Source organism: Streptomyces sp. 11-1-2 (assembly GCF_003595545.1).
In the GTDB taxonomy this organism is placed as follows: Bacteria; Actinomycetota; Actinomycetes; order Streptomycetales; family Streptomycetaceae; genus Streptomyces; species Streptomyces hygroscopicus_B.
Window position 1 is genome coordinate 1,660,480 of sequence record NZ_CP022545.1, and the last position, 12,220, is coordinate 1,672,699.

Below are 12,220 nucleotides of genomic sequence, written 5' to 3' on the forward strand. Positions count from 1 at the left end.
CATCAGGGCAGTTCACGGTCAATGAGCTCGAACATCTCGTCGTCAGAGGCGGCTTCGAGGGCGTCGAAGTCGGTCGTGTCGGCCGGGGCGCCGGACCCGCCGCCGTTCCATGTCGCCAGCAAGGCGCCCAGCCGTTTGGCGATCCGCTGCCGGCCTTCGTCGTCCGTGACGAGGGTGGCCAAGGTGGTGTCCAGCCTGGCCAATTCGCCCAGGACCGGGTCGACGGCGTCCCGGCCCGGCGCGGCTCCGTCGCCCGGTGCCAGCCGTTCCAGCAGGTAGTCGGCGAGCACGGCCGCCTCCGGATAGTCGAAGACGAGGGCGGCGGGCAGCCGCAGACCCGTGGCGGCGGCGAGTCGGTTGCGCAGTTCGACGGCGGTCAGGGAGTCGAAGCCCAGCTCCTTGAAGCTGGCCTCGGCCTGCACCGCGTCCACATCGGCGTGTCCGAGGACCGTGGCGGCGTGGCCACGGACCAGGTTGAGCACGAGTCGGTGCCGTTCGGCCGTGGACAGGCCCGCGAGCCGGGCGCCCCAGTCGACCTGGCGGCCTTCCCCGGCCGCCGCCGCGGTGCGCCGCCCGGCACCGATACCGCCGCCGCCCGTGGCGGCCAGGGCGCGCAGCGTGGCGGGCAGGCTGTCGGCGGGCAGTCCGGCGAGGGTGCGGGTGTCCACCTGGGCGGCGACCAGATGGACACCGCCGTGCTGGACGGCGGCGTCGAGCAGGGCCAGGCCGTGCCGGGTGCTCAGGGCGGCGACGCCGGTACGGGACATCCGGGCCAGATCCGCCTCGGCCAGGTGTCCGGTCATCCCGCTGGCGTCGGCCCACAGGCCCCAGGCGACCGATACGCCGGGCAGCCCGGCGGCCCGCCGATGGGCGGCGAGTGCGTCGCAAAAGGCGTTGGCCGCAGCGTAGTTGGCCTGGCCGGGACTGCCGAGTGTGCCTGCGGCGGAGGAGAAGAGGACGAACATGCCGAGCCGCAGATGGGCCGTCGCCGTGTGCAGCTGGGCCGCGGCCGTGGCCTTGGCCGTCCAGACCCGCGCCAGCCGCTCAGGGGTCTGTGAGGTGACCACCGCGTCGTCCAGCACACCGGTGGCGTGGATGACTCCGGTCAGCGGATGCTCGGGGTCGATGCCCGCCACCAGATCCGCCACCGCAGTGGCGTCGGTGACATCCGCCGCCGCGAGGCGCACCCGCGCGCCCAGCTCCTCCAGCCGGGCGGCCAGGTCGCGGGCGCCGGGAGCGTCCGGCCCCCGCCTGCTCACCAGCAGGAGGTGGCCGATCCCCCAGGTGCGCACGAGGTGTTCGGCGATATAGGCGCCGAGAGTGCCGGTGCCGCCCGTGATCAGCACCGTGCCGTCCGGGTCGACCGCTGCGGGTACGTCGAGCACCAGCTTGCCGGTGTGCCGGGCCTGGCTCAGCCGCCGTAGCGCGTCCCGCGCCCGGCTGAGCGGCCAGGGCCGTACGGGGGCGGGCCGCAGCACTCCGGCCGCGAACAGCTCGCTCAACTCGCGCAGCATCTCCCCGATGCGGTCCGGACCGGCGTCGGGAACCAGATCGAAGGCGCGGTAGCGGACGCCCGGATGCGTGGCCGCGAGGTGTTCCGGGTCGCGGATGTCGGTCTTGCCCATCTCGGAGAGCCGTCCGCCGTCGGCCAGCAGCCGCAGGGAGGCGTCGACATACGGCCCGGCGAGGCTGTTGAGCACCACATCGAGGCCACGCCCGCCGGTGGCCTCGCGGAACACCTCCTCGAAGTCCAGGTCGCGCGACGAGGCACGATGCGCTTGGTCGATGCCCATCTCCTCGAGCACCCCGTGCTTGCCGGGGCCGGCCGTGGCATAGACCTCGGCGCCCAAGTGGCGGGCGATCTGGACGGCCGCCATGCCTACACCGCCGGTCGCGGCGTGGATCAGCACCGTTTCGCCGTCCCGCAGCCCGGCCAGGTCCACCAGCCCGTACCAGGCGGTGAGGAACACCACCGGTACGGCGGCCGCCTGCCGGAAGCTCCAGCCGGCGGGCATCGGCACGACCATGCGGGCGTCCGCCACCGCCCACGGGCCGAACGCGCCCTCGAACAGGCCCATGACCCGGTCGCCCACCGCGAGCCCGGTCACCTCCGGGCCGATGTCCACGACGATGCCCGCGCCCTCGCTGCCGCGGAACACCCCGCCTCCGGGGTACATCCCGACGACGATCAGCGCATCGCGGAAGTTCATGCCCGCCGCGTGCACCGCGATCCGGACCTCTCCCGGCCCCAGCGGCGCCAGCGCCTCGGGGCACGGCACGGGCGCCACATTGTCAACGGTGGACGCGCCCCGCACGGCGAGTCGCCACGCGGGCTGTCCCACCGGGCCCACCAGGCCGCCGCTGCCGGGGCCGCCCGCACGGATCAGACGGGGCGCCCACACCCGGCCGGAGCCCACCGCCACCTGCGGTTCGTCCAGGGCAACGGCCCTCAGCACACCGTCCAGCACCGCAGCGCCGTTCTCGTCGGCGTCGGGCACGCCCTGCGGATCGCGGTCGAGCAGGACGAACCGCTCCGGGTTCTCCGCCTGCGCGCTGCGCAGCAGCCCCCACACCGCGGCACCGGCCGCGTCCACGGCCCCGGCGTAGGAGTCCTCCGCCACCGGGCCACCGGCGGTGACCGCGCCGTGTGTCACCACGACCAGGCGGCTGTCGGCCAGCCGGGGTTCGGCCAGCCAGCCCCGCAGCAGGTCCAGGGTCCGCCCCACGGCCGCCAGGGCATCGGCTTCGGTGGCCCCCATGTCCACGGCCGTCGTCGAGGGCGGTACGGCGGTCAGCGCCACCGAGGGCGCGGGTGTTCCGGCGTCGAGCGCGGCGACCAGCGCCTCCAGGTCCGGATGGCGGACCACACCCGGCAGGCCCAACGCCGCGTCCTCGGCGCCGAGCACCACCCAGCCGCCGTCCCCGGCCACCGGCTCACGCAGCCCCGTGTCGGCGCCGGGCGCCGCCTCGGGGAGCGGGATCCAGTCGAGGGTGAACAGTCCGTCCACGGCGCCTCGGCCGGCGGTCCGCAACTGATCCGTACGGGCGGGGCGCAGCACCAGCGAGTCGACCGTCAGGACCGGGTCGCCGACGGCGTCGGCCACGGTCAGCCGCAGCGCCCGCTCGCCGTCCGTGCCCTGCTCACGCGGGGACAGCCGGACGCGTACGGTGGTCGCTCCGGCGGCCCACAGCGACACCCCGTTCCAGGCGAACGGCAGCCACACCTGGCCGGTGTCGCGCTCCTGCTCGGTCCCGGCGGTGAGCATGCCCGCCGGGTGCAGCGCGGCGTCCAGCAGCGCCGGGTGGATGCCGAATCCGGCCCGGTCGCCCGCCGCTTCGGGCAGCGCCACCTCGGCCAGCACATCCGCGCCGTCGCGCCACAGCTTCCGTACGCCCTGGAACGCGGGCCCGTATCCGTATCCGGCGGCCTCGGCACGCTCGTAGAAGCCGTCCGTGTCCACCGGCTCCGCGCCCGCCGGGGGCCAGGCTCCGGCGGGCTGGGGTGCCGGTTCTCCGTGGGGGCCGAGTACGCCGACCGCATGGCATACCCAGACCGGGTCCGCGGTGGTTTCGGCGTCGCGGTCGGGCCGGGAGTACACCCGTACGTCGCGGCGGCCGTCGTCGGCGGCCTCGCCCACCACCACCTGGACGCGCAGCCCGCCGGTGTCGGGCAGGACGAGCGGGACCTGCAGGGCGAGTTCCTCGACCGCGCCGCAGCCCGCCTCGTCGGCGGCCCGCAGCGCCCATTCGACCTGGGCCGCGCCCGGCACCAGCCGGGCGCCCGCCACCACGTGTTCGCCGAGCCAGCCCTCGCCGCCACCGGCCGTCAGCCGTCCGGTGAGCAGATGGGTGCTGCCGTCGGCGAGCTCCACGGCCGCGCCGAGCAACGGGTGATCGGCGGAAACCAGGCCGAGGTCAGCGGGGTCGCCGCCCCGGCCGGCGGTGCCTTCGAGCCAGTAGCGCTCGCGCTGGAAGGCGTAGGTGGGCAGCGGCACCGTGCGGGGCGCGGGGTCGCCGGGGAACAGGGTGGTCCAGTCGACCTCGGCCCCCGCGGTGAACGCCTGGGCCAGCGATCGCACCAGCTGGGCGAGATCGCCGTGGTCCCGGCGCAGGGTCGGTACGGTGGCGGCGGGAACGCCCGCCTCCTCGAAGCTCTCCTGCATGCCCACCGTGAGGACGGGGTGAGTGCTGGCCTCGATGAACACCCGGTGCCCATCGGCCAGCAGCGCCTGAATCGTCTCGGCGAACCGCACCCGCTCGCGCAGATTCCGTACCCAATAGCCCGTGTCCAGCACGGAGGCGTCGGCCCGGCCACCGGTCACGGTAGAGTAGAAGACAACGCCGGTCCCGGACGCGCCGACCGGCTCAACTCCCCTGAGCAGTTCGGTGAGTTCCTCGGCGATCTCGTCGACCTGGGGACTGTGCGAGGCGTAGTCCACCTCGATCGTCCGGGCGCGTTCCCCGATGTCACGGCAGGCGGCCACGGCGGCGGCCACGTGCTCCGGCGGCCCGGACACCACAGTGGAGGCGGGGCCGTTCACGGCGGCCACGACCACGGCGGCGGCGCGGTCGCCGAGCCCGGACAGCAGCTCCGTGGCCTGTTCCTCACCTACGCCGAGGGAGGCCATGGCCCCGCCTCCGGCCAGTTGGCGCAGCGCACGGCTGCGAAGGGCCACGATACGGGCGCCGTCCTCCACCGTTAGCGCCCCGGCCACGCAGGCGGCGGCGATCTCGCCCTGGCTGTGACCCACGACGGCGGCGGGCCGCACTCCGTGGCCAGCCCAGACGGCGGCCAGGGATACCATCACCGCCCACAGGACGGGCTGCACCACATCCACCCGGCTCAGATCGCCCGCGCCGTCCACGCCGCGCAGCACGTCGGTGAGCGACCAGTCGACGTGGGGTGCGAGCGCTCGTTCGCACTCCGCCACCCAGGCGGCGAACACCGGCGAGGCGTCCAGCAGTCCGGCGCCCATCCCGATCCATTGGGAGCCCTGGCCGGGGAAGACCAGCACCGGGCCCGCGCCACCCGGGGTGGCCGCCGTGCCCGTGTGCACCACGCCCGGGTGGGTCTCGTCAGCCGCCAACGCCTCTACAGCCGCCATCAGTTCGGCGTGGCTCTCGCCGACCACCACGGCGCGGTGGTCGAAGAGGGTGCGGGAGCGGATGAGGGACCAGCCCACCTCGACCGGCGAGGCCGTGGGGTCGGTGGCCGACCGCGCTGACAGGGCCCGCGCCTGGTCCCGCAGTGCCTCGGCGCCCCGCGCGGACAGCACCCAGGGCACCACCCGGGGGCCGTCGGGCCCGGGCTCGCGCCCGGTGTGTCGGGCCTGTTCGAGGATCACATGGGCGTTGGTGCCGCTGATACCGAAGGAGGAGACACCCGCGCGCCGGGGCCGTTCGGCCCGTGGCCACTCGACCGCCTCGGTCAGCAGCCGCACTCCGTCGTCGTCCCATTCCACATGCGGGCTGGGTGCGTCGATGTGGAGGGAGGCGGGCAACAGGCCGTGGCGCATGGCCATCACCATCTTGATCACACCCGCCACGCCCGCGGCGGCCTGCGTGTGCCCGATGTTGGACTTGATGGAGCCGAGCCACAGCGGACGTCCCTCCGGCCGCTCCTGCCCGTACGTGGCCAGCAGCGCCTGGGCCTCGATGGGGTCGCCGAGCGTGGTGCCTGTGCCATGGGCCTCCACCACATCGATGTCCGCCGGGGAGAGCCGTGCGGTGGCCAGGGCCTGGCGGATCACCCGCTGCTGGGAGGGCCCGTTCGGGGCGGTGAGGCCGTTGGAGGCGCCGTCCTGGTTGACGGCCGATCCACGGATCACCGCCAGCACCTCACGGCCGTTGCGGCGCGCGTCCGACAGCCGCTCCAGGACGAGCAGGCCGATGCCCTCGCCCCAGCCGGTGCCGTCGGCCGCCGCGGCGAACGGCTTGCAGCGGCCGTCCGGGGCCAGTCCGCGCTGCCGCGAGAATTCCACGAAGGTGTTCGGGGTGGCCATCACCGTCACCCCGCCGGCCAGGGCCAGGGTGCACTCCCCCTGCCGCAGGGCCTGCGCCGCGAAGTGCATGGCCACCAGCGATGAGGAACACGCCGTGTCCACCGTCACCGCCGGCCCCTCCAGGCCGAAGGTGAACGCCACCCGGCCGGAGGCGATGCTCGGTGTGCTGCCGGTCATCAGACGGCCCTCGACGCCCTCCGGGGTGCGGCCCAGGAAGCGGCTGCCGTAGTCGTCGTACATGACCCCGGTGATCACCGCGCTACGGCTGCCCCGGAGACTGACCGGGTCGATGCCCGCGCTCTCGAACGCCTGCCACGCGGTCTCCAGCAGCAGCCGCTGCTGGGGGTCGGTGGCCAGCGCCTCGCGCGGGGAGATCCCGAAGAACTCGGCGTCGAACCGCGGGGCCCCGTAGAGGAAGCCGCCCTCGCGGGCGTAGCTGGTGCCGGTGTGGTCCGGGTCGGGGTCGAAGAGGCCCGCGAGGTCCCAGCCGCGGTCCGCGGGGAACTCCCCGATCGCGTCCACACCCTCGGCCACCAGCCGCCACAGCTCCTCGGGGGAGCCGACGCCGCCCGGATAGCGGCAGGCCATGCCGACGATGGCGATCGGGTCGTCGTCGGCGGCCACGAGGGTGGCCGTCGGCGGGAGCGGTGTCTCGGCCGCGTTCCCGACCAGCCGCTCGCGCAGGAAGCGCACCAGGGCGTCGGGGGTCGGATAGTCGAAGATGACGGTGGCCGGGATCCGGGTGCCGGTGGCCGCGTTGAGCCGGTTGCGCAGGTCCAGCGCCGTCAGCGAGTCGAAGCCGAGGTCCTGGAAGGCCCGGCCCAGTTCGATGGCCTCCGGCGCGGGATGGGCCAGCACGGTGGCGACCTGGTCGCGTACCAGCTCTCCGATGAGCCGGTCCTGCTCCTCGGTGGACAGCCCGGCGAGCCGCCCGGACAAGGATGCCGTCCCAGTGTTCCGCGCGGCCTTCGTGGGGACGTGCACCAGCCGCCGCAGGACGGGCGGAAGTGGTCCGGCAGCCGCCCGGTTGCGCAGCGCCGCGAGGTCGAAGCGCGCGGGGACGAGCGTGGGGTGGTCGGTGGTGAGCGCCGTGTCGAGCAGCGTGAGCGCCTGCTCGTTGGAGACGGGGGCGATCCCGGAGCGGGCCATCCGGGCGAGGTCCGCGTCGTCCAGGTGGCCGGTCATGCCACCGGCGGACGCCAGCAGCCCCAGGCCAGCGTATGGGCCGTCCGCCCCTCGGCGCGGCGGTGCTCGGCGAGGGCGTTGAGGAACATGTTGGCCGCGGCGTAGTTGGCTTGGCCGCCGTTGCCCATGATGGAGGCGGCGGAGGAGAACATCACGAACGCGGCCGGAGCCATGTCCCGGGTCAGCCGGTGCAGATGCCATGCCGCGTCCAGCTTCGGGGCCAGTACGGCGTCGAGTTGCTCGGGCGTCATGGCGGTGACCACGCCGTCGTCGAGCACCCCCGCGGCGTGGACGACGGCCGTCAGCGGATGCGCCGAGGGGAGGGCGGCGAGCAGCGCGGCCAGCGCCTCGGGGTCGGCGGCGTCACACGCGGCGATGCGTACGTCCGCGGCGCCCAGCGCGGTCAGTTCGTCCGCGAAGGCGTCGATCTCCTCCGTGATGCCCCCGCGCCGGCTGACCAGCAGCAGATGGCGGACGCCGTGTGCGGTGACCAGATGCCGGGCGACCAGCCGTCCCAGCGCTCCGGTGCCACCGGTGATCAGCGCCGTGCCGTCCGGGTCGAGGGCGCGGGGCGGGGTGTCCTGATGGGGGGCGCGGGGCGGGGTGTCCTGGTCGGGGCGGACCTTGACCAGACGGGGCACATGGGCCGTTCCCGCCCGTACCGCCACCTCGGATTCGGCACCGGCGACGACGGCCGGAAGGGCGGTGCGCAGGACATCGCGCGACGCGGTGTCGTCGTCCAGGTCGAGCAGCAGGATGCGCTCCGGGTGTTCGGCCTGGGCGGCGCGGACCAGGCCCCATACGGGCGCGGTGGCCAGGTCGGCGGGGGCGTCCCCGGGGCCGGTGGCGACCGCGCCACGGGTGGCGATGACCAGCCGGGCCCCGCTGAACCGCTCGTCCGTCAGCCAGGTGCGCAGTACGCCGAGGACGTGGTGGACCGCCGCGCGTACACGGGCGGGCGTCTCGTCCGGGGGCGTTGCGGTGTCCGGTGCGCCGGGGCATGCGAGGACGACGACGTCGGGGGCGGGCTGTCCGCCGTCGAGGGCGGCCCGCAGGGCGGCCAGGTCCGGATATGCCGGGAGGTCCGGGTGTGCCGCGAAGTCCGGATGTGCCGGGAGGGCTGAGTCCGGGTCCTGGGATCCGACGAGCGCCCAACTCGCCTTGGGCGGGGCCGAGTCGGCGGAGACCGGATACGGCTGCCAGTCCAGGCGGTACAGCGGGGTGTCGGCCGTGGCGGCGCGGGCGGAGCGCCAGCGGTCGGCGGAGACCTCCCGCAGCCCGAGGGCGTCGATGGTGGCCACGGGCGCGCCGTGGTCGTCGGTCAGCCGCAGCGTGACGGTGTCCGGGGCGGTGGGGGTGATGCGCACGCGCAACCGGGTGGCGCCGGTGGCGAAGAGCCGTACCCCGCTGAAGGAGAACGGCAGTCTGACGGTCCCCTCGGTGCCGTCCGGCGCGTGGTCGCCGCCGAAGAGCTCTTCCACCGGGTGCAGGGCGCTGTCGAGCAGGGCGGGGTGCAGTCCGTAGCCCTCGGCCTCGCCGCGCTGTTCCGGGGCCAGGCGTACCTCGGCGAACATCTCCTCGCCGAGCCGCCACGCGGTGTGCAGGCCGCGGAAGGCGGGCCCGTAGGCGTATCCCTGCGCGGTCAGCCGCTCGTACAGGTCCGCCACGTCGACCGGGGCGGCCCCGGCGGGTGGCCAGACCGTGGCCCGCGGTTCGTCGTCGGGCGGTGGCGTGACCTGGTCGGCCAGTACGCCGGTGGCGTGGTGGCGCCAAGTGGCCGGGGCGTCCAGTGCGTCGCAGCCCTCGTCGGCGGGGCGCGAGGCGACGGTGACGGTCCGTCGTCCGGTCTCGTCGGGCGCGGTGACGGCGAGCTGGATCCGCACCGCACCGGAGGCGGGCAGGATCAGCGGCGCCTCCAGGGTGAGGTCGTCGAGCAGCTCGCAGCCGGTGTGCGCGGCGGCGAGGAGGGCCAGCTCCAGCAGGGCCGTACCGGGCAGGGGCACGCTGTCCGCGATGGTGTGGTCGGCGAGCCAGGCGTCGGTGTGCGAGGACAGCCGGCCGGTGAGCAGCAGCCCGCCGTCGGGTGTCTCCACGGCGGCCTGGAGCAGGGGATGACCGGTCGGGCCGAGGCCCACGGCGCGTACGTCGGCGGTGGCGTTCGGGATGGGCCGCCAGTATCGCTGCCGCTGAAACCGGTAGGTGGGCAGGTCGACACGGCCCGCGTCCTTGGGGAGGGCGGCGGCGAAGTCGACCGCGGCGCCGTCGATGTGCGTCAGGGCGAGCGCGGTCAGCAGCGTACGGGGCTCGTCGCGGCCCGGGCGCAGGGCGGTGGCGAACACGGGCGCGGCGTCGGGAGTATCGGGCGCGTCGGAGGCATCGGCGGTGGATGTCGTGGCGGCGAGGGCGTCCTGGGCCATGGTGGTGAGGACGGCGTCCGGGCCGAGTTCGAGATAGCGCGTCACGCCTTCGCCGTGCAGGGTGCGCAGACCGTCGTGGAACCGTACGGGCTCGCTGACGTGGCGTACCCAGTACTCGGGGTCGCGGAGCTGCTCGGGGTCGGCCGGCCGGCCCGTGACGTTGGAGATCACCGGGATGCGCGGTACGTGGTAGGTGAGCCGCCGCGCCACGTCGCGGAAGTCGTCGAGCATGGGATGGAGCAGGGGCGAGTGGAAGGCGTGGCTGACGCGGAGCCGCTTGGTGCGGTGCCCTCGCTCCTTCAGGCTGCGGGCGATCTCGTCGACGTCTTGCGCGGCTCCGGACACGACGACCGAGGTGGGGCCGTTGACCGCGGCGAGCGCCACGCGGTCCGCACGGCCCGTGAGCAGGGGGAGGACCTGTTCCTCGGTGGCTTCGACGGCCGTCATGGCGCCACCGGACGGCAGCGCCTGCATCAGCCGGCCGCGGGCGGCCACCAGCTCGCAGGCGTCGGGGAGGGACAGCACGCCCGCCACCTGCGCGGCCACCAACTCGCCGACGGAGTGGCCGGTGAGGAACGACGGGGTGAGGCCGAACGACTCGACGAGCCGGAAGAGCGCGGTCTCCAGGGCGAAGAGGGCCGCCTGGGTCACACCGGTGTCGTGCAGCGCCCGCGCCTGGTCGGTGTCCTCGGCCGCGAAGAGGGTGTCGCGCAGCGAGCGGCCGAGCAGCGGGTCCAGATGGGCGCAGGCGTCGTCGAGGGCGGCGGCGAACACATCGAAGGTCCGGTACAGCTCACGGCCCATACCGGGCCGCTGGCTGCCCTGCCCGGTGAACATGAAGGCGGTCCCGCCGGAGCGGGCCGCCACCGTGGCCCTGGTCAGCCCGGGGTGGCTCCGGTCCTCGGCCAGGGCCCGCACGGCGGCCAGCAGTTCGTCACGGTCCTCGCCGATGGCCACGGCCCGGTGTTCGAAGGCCGAGCGGGTCCGGGCGAGCGACCAGCCCACATCGGCCACGGGCAGCCCGGGGTGGGCGGTGAGATGTGCGGCGAGTGCCTCGGCCTGGTCCCGTAACGCCTGGTCGGTTCGGGCGGACACCACCCAGGGCACCACCCACGGCACCACGCGGCCGACCGCTGCCGCGGTGTCCACGGCGGTCGGGTCGGGGGTCCGGTCCGGGGCGGAGGGCTCGTCGGCGGGGGGCTGTTCGAGCAGGAGATGGGCGTTGGTCCCGGAGATGCCGAAGGAGGACACCGCCGCCCGGCGGGGCCGCTCGCCACGCGGCCAGTCGACGGCTTCGGTGAGCAGGCGCACGGTGCCGGTGTCCCAGGCGACATGGGGCGTGGGCTGGTCGACGTGCAAAGTGGCGGGCAGCGTCTCCTGCCGCATCGCCGTGATCATCTTGATGACGCCGGCCACGCCCGCGGCGCCCTGGGTGTGCCCGATGTTGGACTTGACCGATCCCAGCCACAGCGGCCGGTCCTCGGACCGGTCCCGGCCGTAGGTGGTGAGCAGTGCGTGGGCTTCGATGGGATCGCCGAGGCGGGTTCCGGTGCCATGTGCCTCCACCACGTCCACCTCGGCCGGAGACAGCCGTGCGTTCGCCAACGCCTGCAGGATGACGCGCTGTTGGGAGGGGCCGTTGGGCGCGGTCAGGCCGTTGGAGGCGCCGTCCTGGTTGATGGCCGAGCCCCGGATCACCGCGAGCACCTGATGGCCGTTGCGGCGTGCGTCGGACAGCCGCTCCAGCAGCACCAGGCCGACGCCCTCGGAGAAGGCGGTGCCGTCGGCGTCGGCGGAGAACGCCTTGCACCGGCCGTCGGGAGCCAGCCCGCGCTGCCGGGAGAACTCGGTGAAGACGTTCGGGATGGCCATCACCGTCACCCCGCCGGCCAGCGCCAGGGTGCACTCGCCCTGCCGCAGCGCCTGACCGGCCAGATGCATCGACACCAGCGAGGACGAGCACGCGGTGTCCACCGTGACCGCGGGTCCCTCCAGACCGAGGGTGTACGCCACCCGGCCGGAGAGCACACTGGGCGCGTTGCCCGTGACCAGATAGCCCTCGGCGCTCTTCTCGATGTGCGGGGTGCCGAAGCCGGGAAGCGCGGTCCCGGCGTATACGCCCGTCGAGGTGCCCTTCAGCGAGAGCGGGTCGATTCCGGCGCGTTCGAGCAGCTCCCAGGACACCTCCAGCAGCAGCCGCTGCTGCGGGTCGATGGCCAGCGCCTCGCGCGGGCTGATCCCGAAGAACTCGGGGTCGAACTGATCGGCGTCGTAGAGGAAACCGCCCTCGCGGGCATGGCTGGTGCCGGGGTGGTCCGGGTCCGGGTGGAAGAGTCCCTCCAGGTCCCAGCCGCGGTCGGCCGGGAACTCCCCCATGGCGTGCGCGCCGGAGGCGAGAAGCCGCCACAGCTTCTCGGGCGAGTCGGCCCCGCCCGGGTAGCGGCAGGCCATGCCGACCACGGCCACCGGCTCCTGGGAGCGGTCCTCCAACTCGCGCAGCCGCTGACGCGTTTCGTGCAGATCGCCTGCCACTCGCCTCAGATAGTCGACCAGCTTCTCTTCATTAGCGTGCGTCACAGAGGGTCACCCGGCCTTCAGCGAAGGGCGCGCCACGTT

The 12,220-nt window shown here is 74.4% G+C and carries 2 protein-coding genes; both read right to left on the reverse strand.

Going from position 1 to position 12,220, the window contains the following annotated elements:
- Nucleotides 1-2: 2 nt before the first annotated feature.
- Nucleotides 3-7,187, reverse strand: coding sequence for a type I polyketide synthase (locus CGL27_RS51560; protein ID WP_240450375.1), 7,185 nt, complete (start codon nucleotides 7,185-7,187; stop codon nucleotides 3-5).
- Entirely contained in the window at nucleotides 7,184-12,181 is a 4,998-nt protein-coding gene (locus CGL27_RS51565; RefSeq protein ID WP_240450376.1) for a type I polyketide synthase, read from the reverse strand. Before CGL27_RS51565 ends, CGL27_RS51560 begins: the two co-directional genes overlap by 4 nt.
- Nucleotides 12,182-12,220: the final 39 nt, after the last annotated feature.

Coding starts and splice junctions, on each gene's coding strand:
- CGL27_RS51560 (WP_240450375.1), bottom strand. CDS start 7,187: ATGACCGGCCACCTGGACGACGCGGACCTCGCCCGGATGGCCCGCTCC.